Raw genomic sequence first — 22,041 nt, 5'->3', positions numbered from 1 at the left:
TTAGTCATAGGGGCATTCTTCATAGTCATTTTCTGTTTCATCACCGGCAAACAGTCTGAGCCAGCAAAAGCCAAAGAGACACCATGCAGTCAGACCACCAACAATCCAGAGTAAAATCGTCATTCTCGCTCCCTCGTTAATGGCGCAACGATAGCGACAATATCCCTTCATTGATAATGGTTATCAGCGATCGATTCCCCCTGATTGATCGCTGAAAACGATCAATCATCTTTCCCGCACGCCCCGACCGCTCGCTGCCCGTTGTGCTGTCACTCCTCCAACGGCATTACGTTTCGCACGCCTCTTACACAACAGAAAATAGCTGCACCCCTTAACCACGGAGTTAAACGGATGAGCGACTATCATCACGGCGTCGAGGTCATCGAGATTAATGATGGCACGCGCACCATTTCCACCGTATCGACGGCCATCATCGGCATGGTCTGCACGGCCAGCGATGCTGACGAAAAGACATTTCCACTCAATGAGCCGGTGCTGATTACCAGCGTGCAAAACGCCATCGGTAAAGCCGGTAAACTTGGCACCCTGTCAAAATCCCTGCAGGCCATTGCCGACCAGTGCAAGCCGGTCGTTGTGGTTGTGCGCGTTGCCGAAGGTACCGACGACCCGGAAAACCCGGAAGCGGCGCAGAAAGAGACCATTTCCAACATCATTGGCACCACCGACGAAAACGGCAAATACACCGGGCTTAAGGCGCTGCTGGCTGCAAAAACCGTCACCGGCGTTAAGCCGCGTATTCTCGGCGTGCCGGGGCTGGATACTCAGGAAGTGGCGACCGCGCTCGCGGCGACCTGTCAGAGCCTGCGCGCGTTTGGCTATATCAGCGCATGGGGCTGCAAGACCATTTCTGAAGCCACTGCCTACCGCGAGAATTTCAGCCAGCGCGAACTGATGGTCATTCACCCTGATTTTCTGGCATGGGACACCTCGGCGAACGATACCGATATTGCATGGGCGACCGCCCGCGCGCTCGGCCTGCGCGCCAAAATCGACCAGGAGACCGGCTGGCACAAAACGCTGTCTAACGTCGGCGTGAATGGCGTCACCGGCGTCAGCGCCTCGGTCTCGTGGGATTTACAGGAGAAAGCCACCGACGCAAACCTGCTTAATCAGGCCGGTGTCACCACGCTGATCCGAAATGACGGCTTTAAATTCTGGGGCAACCGTACCTGCTCAGATGACCCGCTTTTCCTGTTTGAAAACTACACCCGCACGGCGCAGGTGCTTGCCGACACGATGGCGGAGGCGCACGCGTGGGCGATTGATAAACCCGTCACCGCAACGCTTATCCGCGACATCGTCGCCGGTATGAATGCGAAATTCCGCGAGCTGAAAAACAACGGCTATATCGTTGATGGCTCCTGCTGGTACGACCCGGAGTCAAACAGCGTGGAAACGCTCAAGGCGGGGAAACTGTATATCGATTACGACTACACCCCCGTCCCGCCGCTGGAAAACCTGACCCTGCGCCAGCGCATCACCGATACCTATCTGGCGAACCTGTCAGACTCGGTCAACAGCTAAGGAGCCCAGAGCATGGCGTTACCACGCAAACTGAAATACCTGAATATGTTTAACGACGGTCTCAGCTACATGGGCGTTGTTGAATCCGTCACCCTGCCAAAGCTGACCCGCAAGCTTGAGAAATATCGCGGCGGCGGGATGCCGGGCTCGGTGTCGATTGACCTTGGCCTCGATGACGATGCGCTGTCGCTTGAGTGGACGCTGGGCGGTCTGCCTGACGTCGAACTGTGGGCGCAGTACGCGTCACCGGGTGCGGACACCGTCCCGCTGCGCTTCACCGGCTCATACCAGCGCGATGACACCGGCGCAATTTCTGCCGTTGAGGTGGTCATGCGTGGCCGTCACAAAGAGTACGACGGCGGCGAAAACAAACAGGGCGAAAGCGGCACGACCAAAATGTCGACCGAGTGCGCGTACTACCAGCTCACGATTGACGGCAAAGAGGTCATCGAGATTGACGTCATCAACATGGTGATGAAAGTCGACGGCGTCGACCGTCTGGCGGAACACCGTAAGGCGATTGGCCTGTAACCCCTTAACCGGTCGGCAATGCTGGCCGGTCATTTAACTTTGACGAGAGAAACATCATGGAAAACATCAACGAAACCGAAAACCCGAACATTGTGATCCTCGATAACCCCATCATGCGCGGTGAGCAGAAAATCGAGCAGGTTACGGTCACAAAACCCAACGCGGGAACCCTGCGCGGCGTGAGTCTGGCCTCGCTGGCTAACTCTGACGTTGACGCGCTGATTAAGGTGCTGCCGCGCATGACGTACCCGGCACTCACCGAGCATGAGGTCACGCGTCTGGAAGCATCAGACCTGATTTTGTTCGCCGGTAAGGTGGTTGGTTTTTTGTCGCCATCTTCGGCTCGCTGAAATTCCCCGACAACCTTTCGGTCGATGACCTGATGGCGGATATCGCGGTGATTTTTCACTGGCAGCCATCAGAGCTTTATTCCCTAAGCGTGACCGAGCTCATCACATGGCGCGATAAGGCGCTGCAGCGAAGCGGAAACCACCATGAGCAATAACGTCAGACTTGAGGTGCTGCTTAACGCAGTAGACCGGGCAAGCCGACCGCTCAAAGCTATCCAGAACGCCAGTAAATCCCTTGCTGGCGATATCCGCACTTCTCAAAACACCCTGCGCGATCTGAATGCGCAGGCGTCCCGAATTGACGGATTCAGGAAAGCGAGCGCACAGCTTGCCGTGACCGGTCAGTCGCTTAACAAAGCGAAACAGGAGGCCGCAGCACTGGCCGTCCAGTTTAAAAACACCGAAAACCCCACTAACGCGCAGGCGCGCGCGATGGAGGCGGCAAAGAAATCCGCCGCTGACCTGCAGCTCAAATATAACGGGCTCAGGCAGTCGGTACAGCGCCAGCGCACCGAGCTCGCGCAGGCTGGCATAAACACCCGCACGCTGTCGGCGGATGAGCGCCGTCTGAAATCCAGCATCAGCGAAACAACCGCGCAGCTTAACCGGCAACGTGATGCACTGGCGCGCGTCAGTCAGCAACAGGCCAGACTCAGCGCGGTAAAAAGCCGCTATGAATCCGGGCAACAGCTCGCCGCCGGTGCGCGTAATGCCGGGATGGTGGGCGTCGGGGTGGCGACCGCCGGGCTTTATGGTGCGTCACGCTTTATTGCGCCGGGTATCGGTTTTGATAAGCAGATGTCAGGCACGCAGGCGATCCTCGGGCTCGATAAGGGCGACGATAAGCTCGCGGCCATTCGTCAACAGGCGCGTGATATCGGTGCGACAACCGCCTTTTCGCCGGGTGATGTAGCGCGCACCCAGACCACGCTCGCACGCTCGGGCTATAACGCCGATGACGTGCTGGCTGCGACCGGTTCGACCGTAAACCTGAGCCTCGCGGCCGACGTGGATATCGCAGAAGCCGCCGACATTATCACTAACATGCAGTCGGCATTTAACCTGCCGACCACCGAGATTGAGCGCGTCGCGGATGTGATGACGAAAGGATTTACGTCATCAAACACCGGCCTCGTCGAGCTGGGCGAGGCGATGAAATATGTTGCGCCAATTGCTGAGGCTGCAGGTGCGAGCATCGAAGACACGACCGCCATGCTCGGCATTCTGGCGGATAACGGGATTAAAGGCTCCATGGCCGGTACGGGCGCGAGTGCCATTTTCAACCGTCTGCAGGCTCCTATGGGTAAGGCTGTTGAGGCGATTTCAGAATTAGGCGTGAAAACCCGCGACGGCAAAGGGAACATGCTGCCGGTCGAGAAAATCCTCAAAGATATTCACAAGTCCTTTGCGAAAAACAAGCTCGGTACGGCGGAGCAGGGCGAATACCTGAAAGTCATCTTTGGTGAGGAGGCAATGAAGGGGGCGATTAAACTCGTCGCCGCTGCCGGTGATGGCTCGCTCGATAAGAAACGCCAGACCATACGTGATTCTAAAGGCACGACAGAGCTCATTGCGAAAATACAGACGGACAACCTCGACGGCGATCTGAAAAACCTGCAGTCAGCATGGGAAGACCTGCAGATTGAGGTTTTCGACAAAGAAAATTCAGCATTGCGCCGCCTGACGGTTTCCGCGACGGAGTGGCTTGGTAAGGTTTCCGCCTGGGCGAAAGCGAACCCTGAACTGACACAAACACTGTTTAGCCTTGTCGCCGGTGGGCTTGCGCTGATTGGGGTGCTCGGCGGGATTGGCCTGATAGCATGGCCTGTTATTACAGGCATAAACGCGATTATCGCAGCTGCTGGTTTTCTCGGTACAACGTTGGCCGCAATGGGGAGTGCCATTGTCTCTGTGCTCGTTGCTGTTACCTGGCCGGTTGTGGCTGTGGTTGCGGCATTTGTGGCCGGGGCGCTGCTTATCCGTAAATACTGGGAGCCAATAAGCGCATTCTTTTCGGGTGTGGTGGAGGGGCTTAGAGCGGCCTTTGCGCCGGTGGCTGAAATCTTCTCGCCGCTCGCGCCGGTGTTTGATTCCATCATCGAAAAACTGCGCGGGGTCTGGCAGTGGTTCACTGACCTGATAGCGCCGGTTAAGGCAACGCAGGAGACGCTCGATAGCTGTAAAAATGCGGGGGTGTTGTTCGGTAAGGCACTGGCCGACGCGCTGATGTTACCGCTTAATAGTTTCAACAAACTGCGCGGCGGCGTTAACTGGCTGTTGGAGAAACTCGGGGTTATCAATAAAGAGTCGAGCGACCTTGACCAGAAAGCCGCAAAAGCCAATGCGGCAACGGGTTCAGGTAAAGAGTCCAGTATCAAACCAGCCTCGTTCTTTGGCGATTCTCAGTGGTATCACCCGGTGCCGGTTCCTGCCGGGAAGACCTACGTAGATCAGAGCAAACCAGAATATAACATCACCCTACATGGTGGCATCGCACCGGGTACAGACCTTGACCGGCAGCTCCGCGAAGCCGTCGAAAGACTCGACCAGCAAAACCGTGCGCGTCAGCGCTCAAGTATGCGTCACGATGGATGAGGGCTAAAGCATGTTAATGGTGTTAGGTTTATTTGTGTTTGAGCGCCGCACGCTGCCACATCAGTCAATGCAGTATTCGAAAGAGTACCGCTGGGCGTCAAATGACCGCATCGGCAAACCCCCGGCTTATCAGTTTCTCGGGGAGGGGGAAACCTCGCGCACACTGTCGGGCGTGCTGTACCCGGAAATCACCGGCGGCCGTCTGTCACTGACCGCCATCGAGCTGATGGCCGACGAAGGCAGGGCGTGGCCGCTGATTGACGGAACGGGCATGATCCACGGCATGTATGTCATCGATAAAGTGACCCACACGCACAGCGAATTATTCAGCGACGGCGCGGCCAGAAAAATCGAGTTTAGCCTGTCGCTGAAACGGGTCGATGAGTCGCTCGCGGCGATTTACGGCGACCTGAAAACGCAGGCCGACAATCTGGTGACGTCTGCCGTTAACTGGCTGGGAGGGCTGGCGGGATGATTACGGGTATGAATATTCAGGCCGGTGCAAAGATTGCCCCGGCGTTTATGCTCAAGCAGGATAACGAAGATATTACGCAGGATTTCAGCGACCGGCTAATCAGCCTGACCATGACGGACAATCGCGGATTCGAGGCCGACCAGCTCGACATCGAGCTCGATGATACCGACGGTCAAATCGCTATGCCTCCGCGCGGCGCAACGTTAACGCTGTGGCTGGGCTGGCAGGGTAGCGCCTTGATAAAAAAAGGCACCTTTACGGTCGATGAAATCGAGCACCGGGGCGCGCCTGATACGCTGACCATCCGGGGGCGCAGCGCTGATTTTCGCGGGTCGCTCAATTCCCGCCGGGAACAGTCATGGCATGACACCACGCTCGGCGTCATTGTTGAGACAATCGCGGCGCGCAATAAGCTGGAGGTCAGCGTGGCCGACACGCTGAAAGCGATCCCCGTCCCTCACATTGACCAGACTCAGGAATCCGACGCGGTGTTTCTGTCCCGTCTGGCTGACCGGAACGGTGCGGCGGTTTCGGTAAAAGCGGGGAATCTGTTATTTCTGAAAGCCGGAAGCGGTAAGACGGCCAGCGGGAAGCCCATTCCGCGTATGACACTTGAACGCGGCGACGGCGACCGGCACCAGTTTGCGATTGCTGACCGCGAAGCCTACACCGGCGTTACGGCCAAATGGCTGCACACCAGAGACCCGAAGCCGCAAAAGCAAAAGGTCAAGCTTAAGCGTAAGCCCAAAGAAAAGCACCTGCGCGCGCTGCAGCATCCCAAAGCGACCAAAGCACCGGCAAAGGCAAAAGCCAAAAAAGAGCAGGAAGCACGCGAGGGCGAGTACATGGTCGGGGAGTCTGACAACGTGCTGGAGCTGACGACCATATACGCAACAAAGGCGCAGGCCATGCGCGCCGCTCAGGCAAAGTGGGACAAGCTGCAGCGCGGCGTTGCGGAGTTTTCAATCTCGCTGGCTATTGGCCGGGCAGATTTATTTCCTGAAACGCCGATCGCGGTGAAAGGGTTTAAGCGCGTCATAGATGATCAGGCGTGGATAATCAGCCGGGTGGTGCATAACCTCAACGGGAACGGGTACACAACGGGCTTAGAGCTTGAGGTTAAGGTTTCGGATGTGGAGTACGAAAGCGAAGAGTTAACGCAGTGATATTTATTTAACCATTTGTTATATAAGAATAAATTGAGTAAAATTAACGAATCGGAAATTAAATGAGGTGCTTGCCATGTTTCACTGTCCAAAATGCCATTTCGCCGCTCACGCTCGCACAAGCCGCTACTTTACTGACACGACCAAAGAGCGGTATCACCAGTGCACAAACATCAACTGTAGTTGCACGTTTGTCACGACCGAAACTCTTTCGCGTTTTATCGTTTCACCGGGTAAGGTAGTGCCAGTGCCGCCGCACCCGACGCAATCAGGTCAGCAACAAATCCACTGGATGTGACCAAAAGAAAGTCCCGCAAATGCGGGACCTTTTATCGTTTAAACTAGTGAAGGCCGGTAAGGTGCCAGAGGCGTATCCCACAAACCCTACTATGTGTTAATTGATAAGCAGATAATCATCATAACTCTTTAAAGCATTATGGAAAAATTGACATCAATGGTCACAAGCTATTGACTAAAAATTGCGCGCAAGCCAGCAACAAAAATCTCTTTGATTTTATTGCGGAAGACATCACCAAAATCAGAGTTTGTAACAGGTGTGCGCCAGATAACTTGAGCAACGCCTTCCCGGTCTTCTGAAAACACAGAAATGCTGAGTTCATCAGCAATAATTTGAAAGTCGAATGTAGGTCGGAAACGAGGATACGAAGTTCCCGGGGTATCAAATCCTATGTTTAACCAAGAGTGACGGGGTTCATATTTATAGTATCCAGTTTCAACTCCGGACAGGTGATCTCCGATCTCTTCTACGATCTTATTCCGAACTATAATTATTTCTCTTACAGCCTCCTTTATTTTACTGAAATATGTCTTATTTATTTCAGCTCCTTGCGCCTCCAACCTCTTTTTTATTTCTAAAAGAATCTCATCATCCTCTAATGGTGGCTTATCTCCGCTCATTCTCTTCAACTCCTGTCTTAATTCTTGTGCTGTTTGAAATCTGCTATTTAATAGTGGTGAAAATCCACGGTCAAACAATGCAAGCATTGAAAGTGCCCAACTATTAGTAGCGGCATGAATGCTTTCAGATACTCCTTCACGTTGATGAGGTCGACGTCCAGTCTCAGATTCTTCTAAAACATTCGGGTTTTTTCCTGTTAATACGTAAAATAAAATACCTACTACAAAGGTAATATCGCTTCGAGGATCTCGTTTATTAGGACTGTCTGGCGCAAGCTCATTAAGCCGCAAGAAACGATTACCTAGCTCTTGGCTATCAGAAGTAGCATGAGCGTCCTCATCTTGAGGTTGCCAAGCTAGACCGAAATCTACCAATACTGCATCTGCCGGATTACTATTACGCAGTATAATATTATCTGGTTTTATATCTCGGTGGATGCCATCTCGGGAATGATAGTATTCGACTATATCCAAGAGGCGATCTGTCATATCAACCGCCTGTTGAAATGGCATAGTCCCATTTTTCTCAATATACTCACGTAATGTTGGACCTTGAACCAATTCTGTAACCAAATATAGCTTGTATTCCATTTGTTTATAAAGATGGCAATTACTTTCTATAAGTGATGGAATTCCTTCGTGTTCATAGGTATAGAGAGCAACTGCTTCCCGATACATACGAGCTCGTCGTTCAGAGTCTTTCTGACTTTTCAAGACTTTTAAAAATGCTCTAATGTCAGAACGAACAGCTGGCCATGCCTCGCCTTGGCCACCACTTTTCTTGTCACCATCCGCTATCCAGCCAGCATTCTTCGCATCTATTTTGTCATTCCACACGCTACCAACCATTTTCTGTCCCATAGTGATGTAAATGAAGTTCCTTTAGCAGTTCATTATTATCTCACAAATTATCAAATTTTTAGGATACGAATGTATGGCAGATTGAATCGGGATTCCTGCGGTATACGTTTTGATAGGTTATTGTGAGATAAATTACAGCTGTAAGATTCCGCTCCTCGTTGGCAGTCAGCTGTATCCTCGTTCCTTTCAAAATTTGTTCTTACATATCAGTGGAAGTCAAAACAAAAGCCCTGCATAAGCAGGGCTTTTAGTATCGATGTGGTCGATATGTGGACGTGAACTGAAATAAATCCTTTTATTTCAATAGTTTGAGACGTTATAAAAAAGCTCCTGAGGGAGCCTTTTAATATCCTTGACAATGCTCCGCCATTTGGTTGTATAGTACAACCAAATGACGGAGAAAATAATGCATACTGAACCCCCTGTAGTTAGCGACATTCGCGTTGCGTCACGTCTGATGGTCAGAGAGCTGGGCTTTATGGCCTCCACGCTGGCCTCTACGCATTACTCGCCCTCGGCCGTACACACCCTCGTGGAAATTGAGCTGCATAAGGAGATGACCGCAGGTCAGCTGGTGCGGTTGTTGGGTCTGGAAAAATCCAGCGTCAGCCGGATGCTGTCGCGCCTTATTTCTGCAGGCGAACTGGAGGAGGGTGTTTCTGCGCAAGATGCCAGGGCCAAAAGTCTCCGGCTGACTGCAAAGGGGCGCAAGACCGTTGAGCAGATTAATGCCTACGGGAGTGAACGGGTCATTTCAGCGATACAATCACTGGATCCCATACAGCAGGAAACCATTTCTCAGGGACTGTCGCTCTACGCCAACGCGCTGCTGGCCTGCCGGGAGAGCGGCGCTGAGCGACAGCCTACGGCCCCAGTGATTGTTTCAGGTTACCTTCCCGGCATGATTGGCCGCATCACGGAAATGCACGGCAGCTATTACGCACGCGAGCATAATTTTGGCAGCTTCTTTGAAGCCAAAGTTGCTGCGGGGCTTGCTGAATTTAGCGGACGCCTCGAGAAGCCGTGCAACCAGGTTTGGCTAGCCGTGATGAACGGCAGAATTGTAGGGTCTGTCGCCATTGATGGCGAAGATTTAGAGCCGGGTGAGGCGCATCTGCGCTGGTTTATTCTGGACGATGGCTGCCGGGGTCATGGGGTTGGCAAAAAACTGTTGAGCGAGGCCATGACGTTTTGCGACAGCGAGGGGTTTTCAGCCGTGCATCTCTGGACGTTCAATAAATTGACCGCAGCCCGACGTCTTTACGAATCCTTTGGCTTTACGCTAGCGAAAGAGTGGGAAGGCGATCAGTGGGGCAGTCGTATCATTGAACAGCAGTTCACCCGGTTCAAACAGGTTTAACGGTGCGATAAAAAAGGCTCCTTGCGGAGCCTTGAGGCATCAAAAGACTTTTTTGTACGGGCGCACCGTGACTTTTTCGTACACACCGGCAGCCACATACGGATCGGCGTCAGCCCAGGCGGTTGCCGCTTCCAGAGATTCAAACTCGGCAATGACCGTAGAGCCAGAAAAACCCGCGGCGCCAGGATCGTTGCTGTCTACCGCAGGCATAGGCCCCGCGGTCAATAAGCGGCCTTCATCCTGCAGCAGCTGTAGGCGTGCCAGGTGGGCAGGGCGAACAGACTGGCGTTTTTCCAGGGATTCAGCGACATCTTCAGAGTAAATCACATAAAGCACGGCGAAGCTCCTTAACCATTAAAAGTGCCAGTTACGTTATGTGAAAGGGCAAATGACTGCAATGTAAAGATAAAAACAATGTTAAATCCCTGATCTAAATGCCCCTTTTTTCGCCGCTCTGGCGCTTTAATTGCGCTTAGACAAAGTGTCTTATTGAATATGATTGCTATTTGCATTTAAAATCAGGGTTCGGTTTTTTAACGTTGATGATTATGACTTCGATGACCCTTGATTTACCTCGCCGCTTTCCCTGGCCGACGCTGCTTTCTGTCGTGATTCACGGTGCCGTTGTGGCGGGTTTACTCTATACCTCGGTTCATCAGGTTATTGAAATGCCAGCGCCCGCGCAGCCAATTTCCGTGACCATGGTTTCGCCAGCGGATCTTGAGCCGCCGCAGGTTGCGCCTCCGCCGCCACAGCCGGTTGTGGAACCTGAACCTGAACCCGAGCCTGTCCCGGAACCTCCGAAGGAAGCGCCGGTGGTGATCCACAAACCGGAGCCTAAGCCGAAACCTAAGCCGAAGCCAAAACCGGTGAAGAAAGTCGAAGAGCGTCCGAAACGCGAAGTACGCCCGGTCGAGACGCGACCAACGCAGCCGGCAGAGAATACTGCTCCTTCGCGTCCGGTGATGAACAACACCGCAACGGCCACGAAGCCGACCGTTACAGCGCCTGCGGGGCCAAGGGCGCTCAGCCGCAACCAGCCTACCTATCCGGCGCGTGCTCAGGCGCTCCGTATTGAAGGGCGCGTGCGGGTGAAGTTTGACGTGACCTCAGATGGCCGCGTTGACAATGTGCAAATCCTCTCTGCACAGCCCTCAAATATGTTTGAGCGTGATGTAAAGGCAGCGATGCGTAAATGGCGCTATGAAGCCGGTAAGCCGGGCAGTGGATTGATAGTGAATATTGTTTTCCGCCTGAACGGCGGGGCGCAGATGGAATGAAAAAAGCCTCCGTAAGGAGGCTTTTTTGTCTGACAATCAGGTTTGAGGGAGCTGACGCGGTTTACCCGCGTTATCGACCGCCACATAAATAAACAGCGCTTCCGTGGCTTTGTAACGCTGTCCAATCGGTTCGGAAGAGACCTTTTTCACCCATACTTCAATGTTGATGGAAATTGACGTGTTGCCGCGTTTCACGCAGCGCGCGTAACAGCACACCACATCCCCCACCGCGACCGGGCGCAGGAAGGTCATGCCGTCCACCCGGACAGTCACCACCCGCCCGTGCGCAATCTCTTTTGCTAAAATTGCCCCACCCATATCCATCTGCGACATTAGCCAGCCGCCGAAAATATCGCCATTGGCATTCGTGTCCGCGGGCATTGCCAGTGTGCGTAAAACCAGTTCGCCCTGAGGGGCGTCATTTGTTGTCATTGTTTTAAACTCGTAACTGAAGACTTCAGGCGGGATGCTACTATGATTTTTAACGGGAGAAAATAGCCCGGAACGCGCATGTTCCGGGCGTGAGGATCAGTGCTTGTCGTCCTGAGGCATGTGTCGATAGATATAGACACCGCTCAACAGCGTGAAGATAAGCGTCAACGCGGTCAGCCCAAAGACCTTAAAGTTGACCCAGATGTTCTGCGGTAGCCAGAAAGCAATGTAGATATTGGCGAGGCCGCAGAGAATAAAGAACACCGCCCAGGCGACATTCAGACGGGACCACACCTCTTGCGGCAGCGTAAGCTCTTTGCCCAGCATGCGCTGGATCAACGGCTTTTTCATTACCCACTGGCTGATCAACAACGCACCGGCAAACAGCGCGTAAATCACCGTGACCTTCCATTTGATGAATTCATCATTGTGGAAGAACAACGTCAGGCCACCAAATACAGCCACCATAATGAAGGTGATCAGCGCCATTTTTTCAACTTTGCGGTAACGCACCCAGCTGTAAATCAGCACGATAGCGGTAGCAATAATCAGCGCCGTCGTTCCGGCATAAATGTCGTACAGCTTGTAAAACGCAAAAAAGACGACCAGCGGTAAAAAATCAAGAAACTGCTTCATTCTACGATCCCAATTACTGACGAATTAACATATACAGGCGGAACAAGTAGACCAGCAGAACTGCTGATATCAGGTTGCTCAGCGTATTAGCAACGACCGCGCCAACGTTCGGCGTTAACACGGCAAAATTCGGTGCAAATAATAACAGTAGCGTTTTGGCAAGGAGCCAGCCGATCACAGCAGGTGCCACCAGACGCATGTTCGCCCACGCCAGTCTGATGCTGCTGCGCATCGCAGTAAAGATACCCATCTTATCCTGCACAATCATTACCGGCGCGAAAGAGAGCACGATAGCCAGTAATACACCCGGCACCACGACCAGCATAATCCCCATTTGTACCAGCAGCGTGGTTAAAAAGATGACGATGAACAGCTTAGGGAGCACTGGCGCGCTGGCGCCAATGGCGCGTAGGGCACTGACGCGATGACCCGCCGAAACGAGCTGAATCATCAGCAGCACGCCGCCCGCCAGAACAGCATTACCGATCAAACCTGAAAATGTCGATGCCGCGGACGCCCGCAGCAGGATTTGCTGTTGCTCCGGCGTCATGTTTTGCACCAGTTCAAATAACCCCACGCTATCGGCAAGATGGTCGCCCTGGCTCAGGCTGGCAATCTGTTCTTCACTCGGTGAGAACGCATGACCAAGCACCACCGTGATAAAGGCGCATAGCAACGCGATCAGTAAAAAGGTAATGAACTGATTGCGGAAAAAATTTCCCGTGTCACGGTAGACGGACTTCGCCGTGATAGACATGCACTCTCCTTGAGTATTGCAGGTGTTAATTAGCCGGCAATTGTACACCGGATAAGAGTGCCGTGGCAGCATCAAGGCTTGTATGGAAAAGCATATCTTTGTAAAGCGGCAGTAATTTTTCGCTCATCACTAAAATTTGATGTAGAACCCACCTGGCGGGTTAAGTTTGATTATCAAAAATTAACCCAGATCAATGAATGTTAACTTACTGGTTTTAATGTGATCTGTGATAGATCACTTAATACTCTTTTGTGAGTATATTCTCATCCGCACTTAAAACCACAACGATGGAGCGGATATGAAAAAATTAGCGGTGGCAGCCCTTATATTAAGCAGTCTCTCTGGTGGCGCGTATGCGCATGAAGCAGGCGAATTTTTTATTCGAGCCGGTTCGGCAACGGTTCGCCCAACTGAAGGTTCCGATAGCGTACTGGGAATGGGCGGCTTTAACGTCAGCAATAACACCCAGTTAGGTTTGACCTTTACCTATATGGCGACAGAAAACATCGGCGTTGAGCTTTTGGCCGCAACGCCGTTCCGTCATCGCGTTGGCCTTGGGCCGACCGGCGATATCGCCACGGTGCACCATCTGCCGCCGACGTTGATGGCGCAGTGGTACTTTGGTGATGCCAGCAGCAAGGTGCGCCCGTACATTGGCGCGGGTGTGAACTACACGACCTTCTTTGATGAGAAGTTTAACGATACCGGTAAAGAAGCTGGTCTGACTGACCTTAGCCTGAAAGACTCGTGGGGGATGGCAGGGCAGGTAGGTCTGGATTATCTGATTAACCGCGACTGGTTAATCAACGCCTCCGTCTGGTATATGGATATCGATACCGATGTGCGCTTCAAAGCGGGCGGTCAGCAGCAAAGCATCAGCACTCGCCTCGATCCGTGGGTATTTATGTTCTCTGCGGGTTATCGTTTCTAATTCCTGCTGTTCAATGCGCCCCGTCCGGGGCGCATATCATTTACTACTTCTGAATCAAATAACGAATCGTTGGTCCATCCTGCTGAATATCCAGCACGGTATAGCCGTGGTTTTTGGCATCCAGCGGAATGTTATTGATCGACTGCGGGCAATCGCTCACCACTTCCAGAATTTCACCTTTCTTAAGCTGCGGCATTGCTTCAAGCGTGGCGACAGCCGGGTAAGGGCAAGGTTCACCCACCATATCGAGGCGATAGTCAGGCACGATCTCTTTCATGCAGCATTCTCCTGCGTTGCAGTTTTGACGGTGGCACGACGGAAGAAGCGTTTCTCCTGTGCAATAACCAGTAAAAAGGCGAGCAGCAGCAGGGCATAGGTCACCACGAGCCCACCGAGTGGGCCAAAGGTGTTCAGCAGATTAACCTTGTCCCAGTTCGTCGCCAGTACGGGTGACATATCATCCCAGTAGTAGGCCAGGAGGGTGGAGCCAATCACATTCCCAAGTCCCACCCACCAGTAATGCACCTGACCTTCGACGGCGCGATACATCCAGCCAGTCTCACAGCCGCCCGCCAGCACAATGCCAAAGCCAAACAGCAGCCCGCCGATAACCGCGTTAGGGCCAGCCCACATGATTTTCGGCTCTACGCCAAGCTGAACATAGCTGAAGATGCCGATCGCGCTCACGGCCATCCCGGCAATAATGGCTTTGGCCATCATGGTGCGTCCGGTGATCCACATGTCGCGAAACGCCGAGGTAAAGCAGATTTGCGCGCGCTCAATCAGCAAACCAAAGCCAACGCCGAACAGCATTGCCAGCCCCAGTTTTGGCTGATTCAGCGCAGTACACAGTGCCCATGCGATCGTGGCGAAAAAGACCAGCATACCCAGACGAAAACGGCGGCGGGCCTGAGTGGGTTTTTGCGTTAATGGCGATGCGGCGCTAACTTTGGTCATTTTTACCGGAATGCGGAAAAACGGCAGAAGCGTGAATTTTGCGCCAAAGTAAGAGCCAATTGCGGTTGCCACGGCAAAAAACCAGGCGTGCAGCGAAAACTGTGGGATCCCGGTGAAGAACGCCGCCAGATTACAGCCCATCGCCAGACGCGCGCCAAACCCTGCGATAATCCCACCGGCTACCGCCTGCAGGACGCGGATACGGCTTTTCGGCATGCGCAGCTTCACGTTGTTAGCCCACAGCGCCGCCGCGAAGCAGCCGCCGAACATCCCGATAATCATCATCCCGTCAATGCGGGTGAGCGGGGTACCGTCCAGGTGAATGAGCTTAAAGTAGCCCCACTCTTCAGCGTGGATGCCAGCCAGCTGCAGCAGCTGTCCGCCCCAGCGGGTAAATTCCCCGGTAACGGCCCAGAAGGTGCCGGTAATGCCAAAATAATAAGTAGAGAGAATACCTGCCGCGATAACGGCCGGTACAGGTGACCAGAACTTAACCAGGTAAGTCTGTTTGAAATGTTGCCATGACATGTGTAAGCCTCTGAACTCAGAAGGTATAAACAGAAAGAAACCGAATCATACGCTTACGGCAGGGTTTGAAAAGTCATTCGCACCGAGAATATCGACGCGATCAATTTTGACGTAACTCGACAGGGGTAAAAGGGGAACCGTCTGGCAGTCGCGCCAGACGGGGAGTGCATCATGCTTTACGCGTTGCCGCTTTCATCTCTGTCACGAAGGTTTTGAGCTCGGCCAGCATCTGCTCTGGCTTATCCACGTTTTTCTCGATGATTTTTACGATGGCGGAACCGGAAATCGCCCCGGCGGCCTTCGCATCGATTGCGGCAGCAACCTGATCCGGGGATGAAATACCAAAGCCCTGTAACGGAGGCGCGGCATGGTATTCAGCCAGCTTTTCCACCAGATGATGCAGAGGCAACGCCGCTTTATTCTCGGCGCCGGTGACACCCGCGCGGGAGAGCAGGTAGGTATACCCGCGTCCGTAAGAAGCAATCTGGCGCAGCAGTTCGTCGTCGGCGTTCGGCGGGCAGATGAAAATCGGCGCAACGTTATGGCGCATCGCTGCCTGGCGGAATGGGGCAGACTCCTCAACCGGCACGTCTGCTACCAGCACGGAGTCGACGCCCACGCGCGCGCACTCGGCATAGAACTCATCAATACCGCGGTTAAAGACCAGGTTGGCGTACATCAGCAGGCCGATCGGAATGGTCGGGTGCTTCTGGCGGATCGCCGCCAGCATCTCGAAACACTGGGTTGGCGTCACGCCGGAGGCAAATGCGCGCAGCGTCGCATTCTGGATGGTCGGACCATCCGCCAGCGGGTCAGAGAACGGAATACCCAGCTCAAGCGCGTCGGCACCGGCTTCAATCAGGGTATCGATAATCTTCAGCGACTGCTCAGGACCCGGGTCGCCAAGGGTGACGAAGGGAACGAACGCGCCTTCCTGGCGGGACTTCAGCTCTGCAAATATGTTATCGTAGCGTTCCATCAGATTTCCCCTCGTGCTTTCAGAATATCGTGAACGGTGAAGATGTCTTTGTCACCGCGACCGGAAAGGTTCACCACCAGCAGCTGTTCTTTTTCCGGGTTCTCTTTAATCATTTTCAGCGCATGCGCCAGGGCATGTGAAGACTCCAGCGCCGGGATGATCCCTTCGCTGCGGCACAACGTTTTAAAGGCTTCCAGCGCTTCGTCATCGGTAATGGAGACATAGTCCGCGCGCCCGGTGCTGTTCAGAAACGCATGCTGTGGGCCAACGGACGGGAAGTCGAGGCCCGCAGAGATAGAGTATGACTCTTCAATCTGGCCCTCATCGGTTTGCATCATCGGGGATTTCATCCCGAAGTAGATCCCTACGCGACCGTGCTTCAGCGGCGCGCCGTGCTCACCGGATTCAATCCCGTGACCGGCAGGCTCGACGCCAATCAGACCAACGCTGGTGTCGTCAATGAAATCAGCAAACATGCCGATGGCGTTAGACCCGCCGCCAACACAGGCGATCACCGCATCCGGCAGGCGACCCTCTTTCTCAAGGATTTGCGCTTTGGTCTCTTCACCAATCATGCGCTGGAATTCGCGCACGATAGTCGGGAACGGGTGCGGACCTGCGGCTGTGCCGAGCATGTAGTGCGCGGTGTCGTAGCTGCCAGACCAGTCGCGCAGCGCTTCGTTACAGGCATCTTTGAGCGTGGCGGAACCGCTGTGTACCGGGATCACTTCTGCCCCCATCAGGCGCATACGGAAGACGTTCGGAGACTGACGCTCAACGTCTTTCGCCCCCATATAGATTCGGCATTTCAGGCCGAGCAGGGCGCTGGCAAGCGCAGAGGCCACGCCGTGCTGACCTGCGCCAGTTTCAGCGATGATTTCGGTTTTACCCATACGCTTCGCGAGCAGCGCCTGGCCCAGCACCTGGTTAGTTTTATGCGCACCGCCGTGCAGCAGGTCTTCACGCTTCAGATAAAGCGTGGTTTTGGTGCCTTCCGTCAGGTTGCGGCATTTGGTCAGCGCGGTCGGACGACCGGCGTAATTCTTCAGCAGGTCGGTAAATTCCGCCTGAAACGCCGGATCTTTCTGCGCGCTGACAAAGGCTTCTTCCAGCTGGCGCAGCGCGGGCATCAGGATTTGCGGGACGTACATCCCGCCGAACTCACCAAAATACGGGTTTAGTAATGTCGTCATCTTCTCTTCCTTAATATGCACGCAGAGTTTTAAAAACCGAGGCCAGTTTGTTGGCATCTTTAATACCCGGTTGGGACTCTACGCCTGAATTGAAATCGAGGCCTGCGCAGCCGGTTTTGGCGGCTTCTACGCAGTTATCCGGGCTTAATCCACCCGCCAGTAGAGCGTTGTCCAGCTTTTCGCCGCTCAGCAGTGACCAGTCAAAACGCTGGCCGGTGCCGCCCTGGCCGTTATCGAGCACGTATTTATCCACATGGTTAAGGTTACGTGCGGGCAGGGTCTCGCCGACGCTTTGCGCTTTCCAAATCTGAACCTGAGGCGCCAGCGCGGCGCGCAGGGCATCGATATACGCCTGATCTTCGCTGCCGTGAAGCTGCACCGCGCTCAGGGATAACGCCTCGGCTTTTGCCGCAACGTCTTCACTATCTGCATTGCGGAAAACGCCCACGTAGCTGAGCGGAGCCGCTGAGATGACCTTGCGCGCCTGCTCTTCGCTGACCGCGCGAGGGGACGAATCGACAAAGATCAGCCCGCCATAAATCGCCCCGGCTTCGTACGCGGCCTGGGCATCCTGTTCGCGGGTTAAGCCGCAGACCTTGTTTTCACCCAGCAGCACGCGACGCACAGCCGCGTTGAGATCGTCATGCTCCATCATGGCGGAGCCAATCAGGAAACCGTTGGCGAAGTGGCTTAGCTCGCGCACCTGGGCGTAGCTGTTAATGCCGGATTCGCTGATGACCGTGACGCCAGACCCGAGACGCGGTGCCAGCTGGCGCGTGCGGTTCAGGTCAATGGACAGGTCGCGCAGATCGCGGTTGTTAATGCCGACCACTTTGGCTTCCAGCGCAATCGCGCGCTCAAGCTCTTCTTCGTTGCTCACTTCGGTCAGCACGCCCATGTTCAGGCTGTGCGCGACGGCGGAGAGCTGGCGATACTGCTCGTCGTCAAGCACCGAGAGCATCAGCAGACAGGCATCGGCCTGGTAGAAACGCGCCAGCCAGATCTGATACGGATCGATAATAAAGTCTTTGCACAGGATCGGCTGCGGCGCGATGCCGCTGACGATCGGCAGAAAATCGAAGCTGCCCTGGAAATATTTTTCATCCGTCAGCACGGAGATGGCGGACGCATGATGCTTATAAATACCGGCAATACGCGCCGGGTCAAAATCGTCACGAATAACGCCTTTCGACGGGGACGCTTTTTTGCACTCTAGAATAAACGCGGTGCGCGCACCCTGCAGGGCATCATAGAAACGTCGTTGGCTTGGTACGACGTCATTCTGGAAGCTGGCAAGCGGCTGCTGTTGCTTGCGGGCTTCTACCCAGATGGCCTTATCGGCAACGATTTTCGCTAAAACGGTCTGCATTCTTTACCCTCTTGCCGCAAGTGCGGTAACGCGATCGTAAGCTGCACCGGAGCGCAGTACGTCCAGAACTTTTTGAACGTTGGCCTTCAGGTCTTCCTCACCGTGCAAACGCATCAGCATAGCGACGTTGGCAGCCACGGCGGCCTCGTGGGCAACCTCTCCTTTACCTTGTAATAAGCGCGTGAGAATGTCACGGTTTTCTTCCGGCGTACCGCCTGCCAGCGCTTCCTGGCGATACGGCGCTAAGCCGAAGTCAGCAGCCTCAAGCTGGTAACTCATAATTTCACCGTTGTTCAGTTCGGCAACCAGCGTCGGTGCATGCAGCGATACTTCATCCATACCGCCGCTGTGCACCACGGCGGCACGTTTGTAGCCCAGCACGCGCAGTGTCTCAGCAATCGGCAGAACCAGTTCCGGGCTATAAACGCCAATCAGCGCCAGCGGTGGATGGGCCGGGTTGATCAGCGGGCCGAGCACGTTAAACAGCGTGCGGGTTTTAAGCTGCTGTCGCACTGGCATCGCATGGCGGAAACCGGTGTGATACTTCGGCGCAAACAGGAAGCAGACGCCCAGGTCATCCAGCGCTTCACGAGAACGCTCTGCTTTCATATCCAGGTTAATGCCAAACGCGGCGAGCAGATCGGAAGAGCCTGACCGGCTGGAGACACTGCGATTACCATGCTTCGCCACTTTCAGCCCACACGCCGCGGCGACAAAGGCGCTGGCCGTAGAGATGTTGATGCTGTTGCTGCCGTCACCGCCGGTCCCAACGATATCGGCAAACTGATAGTCCGGGCGCGGGAACGGGGCGGCATTTTCCAGCAGGGCCGTGGCGGCACCGGCGATCTCCTGCGGGCTTTCGCCGCGCACTTTCATGCTCACCAGCGCAGCCGCCAGCTGTTCAGGCTTCAGCTCGCCGCGAACCACGGCGGAGAAGAGCTGGTGGCTCTCCTGCTGGCTCAGGGTCTGCGCCTGATACAGTTTTTCCAGAATCGGCTGCAGGGTGTTGGTCTGCTCCAGCTTCTGTAACGCCCAGTCGAGCGTCTGCTCCAGCAGGCGCGCGCCGTTGGAGGTCAGGATCGATTCCGGGTGGAACTGCATACCGCAGACGCGATCCGCATCATGACGTACCGCCATCACCATGCCTTCAAACGAGGCATTAATGGTCAGCCCCGCAGGAATATTGCTGCCCACCAGCGAGTGGTAGCGCGCAACCGGGAGCGGATTCGGCAGCCCGGCAAACATTGCCTGGCCGTCATGTTCAATACTGGAGGCTTTGCCGTGCAGGATCTCACCCGCCTGGCCAACGTAGCCGCCGTAGGCTTCAACAATCGCCTGATGTCCCAGACAGATGCCGACGATCGGCAGCTTGCCGCGCATACGGGTCAGCAGCTCCGGCATACAGCCCGCTTCGCTCGGTGCGCCTGGCCCCGGGGAGAGCATCAGCACCGGGTTTTGCATGGTTGCCAGACGGTCAATCAGGGTCTGCGCCGGTACGTGGTTGCGGTAGATAACGACGTTGTGACCATTCGCACGCAGCTGATCTGCCAGGTTATAGGTAAAAGAGTCGATATTATCGAGCAGCAGAATGTCAGCCATCAGAAAATCTCCTGTGCGTGGTGTGCAGTCGCAATGGCGCGAAGGACCGCACGCGCTTTACTGCGCGTTTCGTCAGCTTCAGACTGCGGAACAGAATCAAGAACAATCCCGGCACCCGCCTGGACGGTGGCAATACCGTCTTCAACATAAGCGGAGCGGATAACAATGCAGGTGTCGAGGTCACCGTGAGCCGTGAAGTAGCCCACCGCTCCGCCGTAGCTGCCGCGACGGCGTCCTTCGGCAGCGGCAATCAGCTGCATGGCGCGCACTTTTGGCGCACCGCTCAGGGTGCCCATGTTCATGCAGGCGCGGTAGGCGTGCAGAACATCAAGGTCGTGGCGCAACTCACCCACCACGCGGGAGACCAGGTGCATGACGAAGGAGTAACGGTCAACTTTGGTCAGGTCCGCCACGTAGCGGCTGCCAGGGGTACAAATGCGTGCCAGATCGTTACGCGCAAGGTCTACCAGCATCAGGTGCTCGGAGAGCTCTTTGTGGTCGGTGCGCATTTCCAGTTCAATGCGGCTGTCCAAATCGCGATCCAGCGAGCCGTCAGCACGGCGTCCACGTGGACGGGTACCGGCAATCGGGTAGATCTCAATCTGACGGCTGGTGGCGTCGTACTTCAGGGAGCTTTCCGGGGATGCGCCGAACAGGGTGAAATCATTGTCCTGCATGAAGAACATATACGGGCTTGGGTTGCTCTTTTTCAGCACGTCGTAGGCTGCGAGCGGTGACGGGCAGGGCAGTGAGAAGCGACGGGAAGGCACAACCTGGAAAATTTCCCCGGCGCGAATCGCCTTTTGCATCTGGCGAACCACGGCGCCGTACTGATCGTCAGTCTGGTTAACGTCGCACGTCATTTTCTCCACCCGCTGCACCGGCAGCGCAGGTGGAGCTTCGCGCATCTGCTGTTCCAGTTGTGCGATACGGTGTTCGAGGCGTTCTTTCTCCGCGCTGGATGGCGTGAACAGGCTAGCCTGAATGCGGGTGTACTTTTTCTGATGGTCGATCACCAGCAGGGTTTCAGCCAGATAGAAGCAGTAATCCGGGCAGCGGTTACCCTGTTCCGTTTCCGGCAAATCTTCGAAACCGGCAACCAGGTCGTAAGCAAACAGCCCGCCAAAGAACATCGCTTCGCGTTCCTCTGCCGGCACGGTGACAAGATTCTGCAGCAGGCGGAAGGCATCGAAAACGGAAAGAGAGCAGAGCCGCGCGTCTTCGTCCAGCAGCTGGCTGACCGCCGGGAAATGCAGAATGCGCATTTCGGGGTGGCGTTCATTTTCAATACCTGAAGGCAGAGCGGCATCCAGCAGTGGCAGCAGCGATGCACCATTCTCTGATAACGCCTTGATAGTGACAGTGTCACCTAAAGCGGTAATGCGCAGCGCGCTGTCGACCAGCAGCAGGCTCTTGAGATCGTCTTTACTGTCGATATCCGCAGATTCCAGCAGTAGGGTAGCCGGACGCGCTCCGCAAACCTGATGAAACAGTGCGGTGGGGTTGTGACGATAGGCCGCCTCGCAGGTCAGCAGTTCGAGGTGTGGTTTGGCTGTTTGCATTATAGTGTTCTCATTTT

Annotated in this window: 24 protein-coding genes and 1 pseudogene; 11 read left to right on the top strand and 14 right to left on the bottom strand. The window is 54.7% G+C overall.

The window, feature by feature from the left end; all coding sequences use genetic code 11:
• On the bottom strand, nucleotides 1-123 hold the full coding sequence (locus ACTJJA_RS08130; protein ID WP_255303433.1) for a hypothetical protein: 123 nt from the start codon (nucleotides 121-123) through the stop codon (nucleotides 1-3).
• A 228-nt stretch (nucleotides 124-351) separates the two neighbouring features.
• On the opposite strand from ACTJJA_RS08130, the gene ACTJJA_RS08125 reads away from it, so the two are divergent.
• From ACTJJA_RS08125 to ACTJJA_RS08090, 8 genes are all read left to right on the top strand, one after another.
• A complete protein-coding gene (locus tag ACTJJA_RS08125; protein ID WP_440667325.1) occupies nucleotides 352-1,545 on the top strand; it encodes a phage tail sheath protein in 1,194 nt (397 codons plus the stop codon).
• 12 nt (nucleotides 1,546-1,557) lie between these two features.
• A complete protein-coding gene (locus ACTJJA_RS08120) occupies nucleotides 1,558-2,076 on the top strand; it encodes a phage major tail tube protein (protein ID WP_062934593.1) in 519 nt (172 codons plus the stop codon).
• A gap of 56 nt (nucleotides 2,077-2,132) precedes the next feature.
• Complete coding sequence (locus ACTJJA_RS08115; RefSeq protein WP_059288188.1) at nucleotides 2,133-2,426, top strand: phage tail assembly protein; 294 nt, start codon at nucleotides 2,133-2,135, stop codon at nucleotides 2,424-2,426.
• A 32-nt stretch (nucleotides 2,427-2,458) separates the two neighbouring features.
• Nucleotides 2,459-2,581 carry a GpE family phage tail protein gene (locus tag ACTJJA_RS08110; RefSeq protein WP_440667322.1) on the top strand — a complete coding sequence of 41 codons (123 nt, stop codon included), beginning with the start codon at nucleotides 2,459-2,461 and terminating at the stop codon, nucleotides 2,579-2,581.
• On the top strand, nucleotides 2,571-5,021 hold the full coding sequence (locus tag ACTJJA_RS08105) for a phage tail tape measure protein (RefSeq protein ID WP_440667320.1): 2,451 nt from the start codon (nucleotides 2,571-2,573) through the stop codon (nucleotides 5,019-5,021). The genes ACTJJA_RS08110 and ACTJJA_RS08105 overlap by 11 nt, the downstream gene beginning before the upstream one ends.
• Nucleotides 5,022-5,031: 10 nt before the next feature.
• Complete coding sequence (locus ACTJJA_RS08100) at nucleotides 5,032-5,496, top strand: phage tail protein (RefSeq protein WP_440667318.1); 465 nt, start codon at nucleotides 5,032-5,034, stop codon at nucleotides 5,494-5,496.
• Nucleotides 5,493-6,662 carry a phage late control D family protein gene (locus tag ACTJJA_RS08095; RefSeq protein ID WP_440667316.1) on the top strand — a complete coding sequence of 390 codons (1,170 nt, stop codon included), beginning with the start codon at nucleotides 5,493-5,495 and terminating at the stop codon, nucleotides 6,660-6,662. Before ACTJJA_RS08100 ends, ACTJJA_RS08095 begins: the two co-directional genes overlap by 4 nt.
• Nucleotides 6,663-6,738: 76 nt before the next feature.
• Entirely contained in the window at nucleotides 6,739-6,960 is a 222-nt protein-coding gene (locus ACTJJA_RS08090) for a DNA-binding transcriptional regulator (protein WP_325839980.1), read from the top strand.
• A gap of 167 nt (nucleotides 6,961-7,127) precedes the next feature.
• On the opposite strand, the gene ACTJJA_RS08085 is transcribed toward ACTJJA_RS08090, so the two are convergent.
• On the bottom strand, nucleotides 7,128-8,429 hold the full coding sequence (locus ACTJJA_RS08085) for a protein kinase domain-containing protein (RefSeq protein ID WP_325839981.1): 1,302 nt from the start codon (nucleotides 8,427-8,429) through the stop codon (nucleotides 7,128-7,130).
• Nucleotides 8,430-8,847: 418 nt separating this feature from the next.
• Between ACTJJA_RS08085 and ACTJJA_RS08080 the strand changes: the two genes are divergently transcribed.
• Complete coding sequence (locus ACTJJA_RS08080; RefSeq protein WP_440667314.1) at nucleotides 8,848-9,801, top strand: bifunctional helix-turn-helix transcriptional regulator/GNAT family N-acetyltransferase; 954 nt, start codon at nucleotides 8,848-8,850, stop codon at nucleotides 9,799-9,801.
• A 39-nt stretch (nucleotides 9,802-9,840) separates the two neighbouring features.
• Here the strand turns inward: ACTJJA_RS08080 and ACTJJA_RS08075 are convergent, their stop codons facing one another.
• A complete protein-coding gene (locus tag ACTJJA_RS08075; RefSeq protein WP_089600585.1) occupies nucleotides 9,841-10,137 on the bottom strand; it encodes a YciI family protein in 297 nt (98 codons plus the stop codon).
• A 221-nt stretch (nucleotides 10,138-10,358) separates the two neighbouring features.
• Between ACTJJA_RS08075 and tonB the strand changes: the two genes are divergently transcribed.
• Nucleotides 10,359-11,081 (top strand): TonB system transport protein TonB, encoded by a 723-nt coding sequence (gene tonB / locus ACTJJA_RS08070; protein ID WP_440667722.1) that lies wholly within the window; start codon nucleotides 10,359-10,361, stop codon nucleotides 11,079-11,081.
• A 36-nt stretch (nucleotides 11,082-11,117) separates the two neighbouring features.
• Here the strand turns inward: tonB and yciA are convergent, their stop codons facing one another.
• The 4 genes and pseudogenes from yciA to ACTJJA_RS08050 all read right to left on the bottom strand — a co-directional run.
• Nucleotides 11,118-11,513, bottom strand: coding sequence for an acyl-CoA thioester hydrolase YciA (gene yciA, locus ACTJJA_RS08065; protein WP_089600589.1), 396 nt, complete (start codon nucleotides 11,511-11,513; stop codon nucleotides 11,118-11,120).
• Between the two features lie 96 nt (nucleotides 11,514-11,609).
• The gene (locus tag ACTJJA_RS08060; protein WP_010433024.1) at nucleotides 11,610-12,149 is read right to left on the bottom strand and encodes a septation protein A; all 540 of its coding nucleotides are present in this window, start codon (nucleotides 12,147-12,149) and stop codon (nucleotides 11,610-11,612) included.
• A gap of 13 nt (nucleotides 12,150-12,162) precedes the next feature.
• Nucleotides 12,163-12,906: a YciC family protein gene (locus ACTJJA_RS08055; RefSeq protein ID WP_010433027.1), complete on the bottom strand. Its 744-nt coding sequence runs from the start codon at nucleotides 12,904-12,906 to the stop codon at nucleotides 12,163-12,165.
• A 25-nt stretch (nucleotides 12,907-12,931) separates the two neighbouring features.
• Nucleotides 12,932-13,021 (bottom strand): annotated as a pseudogene (locus ACTJJA_RS08050) (YkgJ family cysteine cluster protein); the annotation flags it as partial.
• A 183-nt stretch (nucleotides 13,022-13,204) separates the two neighbouring features.
• On the opposite strand from ACTJJA_RS08050, the gene ompW reads away from it, so the two are divergent.
• Nucleotides 13,205-13,837, top strand: a complete 633-nt coding sequence (gene ompW, locus ACTJJA_RS08045) for an outer membrane protein OmpW (protein WP_421510487.1) — start codon at nucleotides 13,205-13,207, stop codon at nucleotides 13,835-13,837.
• 43 nt (nucleotides 13,838-13,880) lie between these two features.
• Here ompW and yedF read toward each other — a convergent pair whose 3' ends face one another.
• The 7 genes from yedF to ACTJJA_RS08010 form a co-directional block, all read right to left on the bottom strand.
• Nucleotides 13,881-14,114, bottom strand: coding sequence for a sulfurtransferase-like selenium metabolism protein YedF (gene yedF / locus ACTJJA_RS08040; RefSeq protein WP_039030671.1), 234 nt, complete (start codon nucleotides 14,112-14,114; stop codon nucleotides 13,881-13,883).
• Nucleotides 14,111-15,322, bottom strand: a complete 1,212-nt coding sequence (gene yedE, locus ACTJJA_RS08035) for a selenium metabolism membrane protein YedE/FdhT (RefSeq protein ID WP_440667310.1) — start codon at nucleotides 15,320-15,322, stop codon at nucleotides 14,111-14,113. The genes yedF and yedE overlap by 4 nt, the downstream gene beginning before the upstream one ends.
• Nucleotides 15,323-15,491: 169 nt before the next feature.
• Nucleotides 15,492-16,301, bottom strand: coding sequence for a tryptophan synthase subunit alpha (gene trpA, locus ACTJJA_RS08030; RefSeq protein WP_440667308.1), 810 nt, complete (start codon nucleotides 16,299-16,301; stop codon nucleotides 15,492-15,494).
• Nucleotides 16,301-17,494, bottom strand: coding sequence for a tryptophan synthase subunit beta (gene trpB / locus ACTJJA_RS08025; RefSeq protein WP_047647557.1), 1,194 nt, complete (start codon nucleotides 17,492-17,494; stop codon nucleotides 16,301-16,303). Before trpB ends, trpA begins: the two co-directional genes overlap by 1 nt.
• A gap of 10 nt (nucleotides 17,495-17,504) precedes the next feature.
• A complete protein-coding gene (trpCF, locus tag ACTJJA_RS08020) occupies nucleotides 17,505-18,863 on the bottom strand; it encodes a bifunctional indole-3-glycerol-phosphate synthase TrpC/phosphoribosylanthranilate isomerase TrpF (RefSeq protein WP_440667306.1) in 1,359 nt (452 codons plus the stop codon).
• A gap of 3 nt (nucleotides 18,864-18,866) precedes the next feature.
• Nucleotides 18,867-20,462 (bottom strand): bifunctional anthranilate synthase glutamate amidotransferase component TrpG/anthranilate phosphoribosyltransferase TrpD, encoded by a 1,596-nt coding sequence (trpD, locus tag ACTJJA_RS08015; protein WP_089600596.1) that lies wholly within the window; start codon nucleotides 20,460-20,462, stop codon nucleotides 18,867-18,869.
• On the bottom strand, nucleotides 20,462-22,024 hold the full coding sequence (locus ACTJJA_RS08010; RefSeq protein ID WP_440667304.1) for an anthranilate synthase component 1: 1,563 nt from the start codon (nucleotides 22,022-22,024) through the stop codon (nucleotides 20,462-20,464). The genes trpD and ACTJJA_RS08010 overlap by 1 nt, the downstream gene beginning before the upstream one ends.
• Nucleotides 22,025-22,041 lie beyond the last annotated feature (17 nt).

The sequence above is a fragment of the Enterobacter sp. 22452 genome (assembly GCF_052045065.1).
Taxonomy (GTDB): Bacteria; Pseudomonadota; Gammaproteobacteria; order Enterobacterales; family Enterobacteriaceae; genus Enterobacter; species Enterobacter mori.
Note: the sequence above shows the minus strand (reverse complement) of the source record. Positions and strands in the feature narration are given on the sequence as shown.

What these genes read in the sequence shown, in the direction of transcription:
- ACTJJA_RS08130 (WP_255303433.1), bottom strand. Translation starts at nt 123, where the DNA reads ATGACGATTTTACTCTGGATTGTTGGTGGTCTGACTGCATGGTGTCTC.
- ACTJJA_RS08125 (WP_440667325.1), top strand. Translation starts at nt 352, where the DNA reads ATGAGCGACTATCATCACGGCGTCGAGGTCATCGAGATTAATGATGGC.
- ACTJJA_RS08120 (WP_062934593.1), top strand. Translation starts at nt 1,558, where the DNA reads ATGGCGTTACCACGCAAACTGAAATACCTGAATATGTTTAACGACGGT.
- ACTJJA_RS08115 (WP_059288188.1), top strand. Translation starts at nt 2,133, where the DNA reads ATGGAAAACATCAACGAAACCGAAAACCCGAACATTGTGATCCTCGAT.
- ACTJJA_RS08110 (WP_440667322.1), top strand. Translation starts at nt 2,459, where the DNA reads ATGGCGGATATCGCGGTGATTTTTCACTGGCAGCCATCAGAGCTTTAT.
- ACTJJA_RS08105 (WP_440667320.1), top strand. Translation starts at nt 2,571, where the DNA reads ATGAGCAATAACGTCAGACTTGAGGTGCTGCTTAACGCAGTAGACCGG.
- ACTJJA_RS08100 (WP_440667318.1), top strand. Translation starts at nt 5,032, where the DNA reads ATGTTAATGGTGTTAGGTTTATTTGTGTTTGAGCGCCGCACGCTGCCA.
- ACTJJA_RS08095 (WP_440667316.1), top strand. Translation starts at nt 5,493, where the DNA reads ATGATTACGGGTATGAATATTCAGGCCGGTGCAAAGATTGCCCCGGCG.
- ACTJJA_RS08090 (WP_325839980.1), top strand. Translation starts at nt 6,739, where the DNA reads ATGTTTCACTGTCCAAAATGCCATTTCGCCGCTCACGCTCGCACAAGC.
- ACTJJA_RS08085 (WP_325839981.1), bottom strand. Translation starts at nt 8,429, where the DNA reads ATGGTTGGTAGCGTGTGGAATGACAAAATAGATGCGAAGAATGCTGGC.
- ACTJJA_RS08080 (WP_440667314.1), top strand. Translation starts at nt 8,848, where the DNA reads ATGCATACTGAACCCCCTGTAGTTAGCGACATTCGCGTTGCGTCACGT.
- tonB (WP_440667722.1), top strand. Translation starts at nt 10,359, where the DNA reads ATGACCCTTGATTTACCTCGCCGCTTTCCCTGGCCGACGCTGCTTTCT.
- yciA (WP_089600589.1), bottom strand. Translation starts at nt 11,513, where the DNA reads ATGACAACAAATGACGCCCCTCAGGGCGAACTGGTTTTACGCACACTG.
- ACTJJA_RS08060 (WP_010433024.1), bottom strand. Translation starts at nt 12,149, where the DNA reads ATGAAGCAGTTTCTTGATTTTTTACCGCTGGTCGTCTTTTTTGCGTTT.
- ACTJJA_RS08055 (WP_010433027.1), bottom strand. Translation starts at nt 12,906, where the DNA reads ATGTCTATCACGGCGAAGTCCGTCTACCGTGACACGGGAAATTTTTTC.
- ompW (WP_421510487.1), top strand. Translation starts at nt 13,205, where the DNA reads ATGAAAAAATTAGCGGTGGCAGCCCTTATATTAAGCAGTCTCTCTGGT.
- yedF (WP_039030671.1), bottom strand. Translation starts at nt 14,114, where the DNA reads ATGAAAGAGATCGTGCCTGACTATCGCCTCGATATGGTGGGTGAACCT.
- yedE (WP_440667310.1), bottom strand. Translation starts at nt 15,322, where the DNA reads ATGTCATGGCAACATTTCAAACAGACTTACCTGGTTAAGTTCTGGTCA.
- trpA (WP_440667308.1), bottom strand. Translation starts at nt 16,301, where the DNA reads ATGGAACGCTACGATAACATATTTGCAGAGCTGAAGTCCCGCCAGGAA.
- trpB (WP_047647557.1), bottom strand. Translation starts at nt 17,494, where the DNA reads ATGACGACATTACTAAACCCGTATTTTGGTGAGTTCGGCGGGATGTAC.
- trpCF (WP_440667306.1), bottom strand. Translation starts at nt 18,863, where the DNA reads ATGCAGACCGTTTTAGCGAAAATCGTTGCCGATAAGGCCATCTGGGTA.
- trpD (WP_089600596.1), bottom strand. Translation starts at nt 20,462, where the DNA reads ATGGCTGACATTCTGCTGCTCGATAATATCGACTCTTTTACCTATAAC.
- ACTJJA_RS08010 (WP_440667304.1), bottom strand. Translation starts at nt 22,024, where the DNA reads ATGCAAACAGCCAAACCACACCTCGAACTGCTGACCTGCGAGGCGGCC.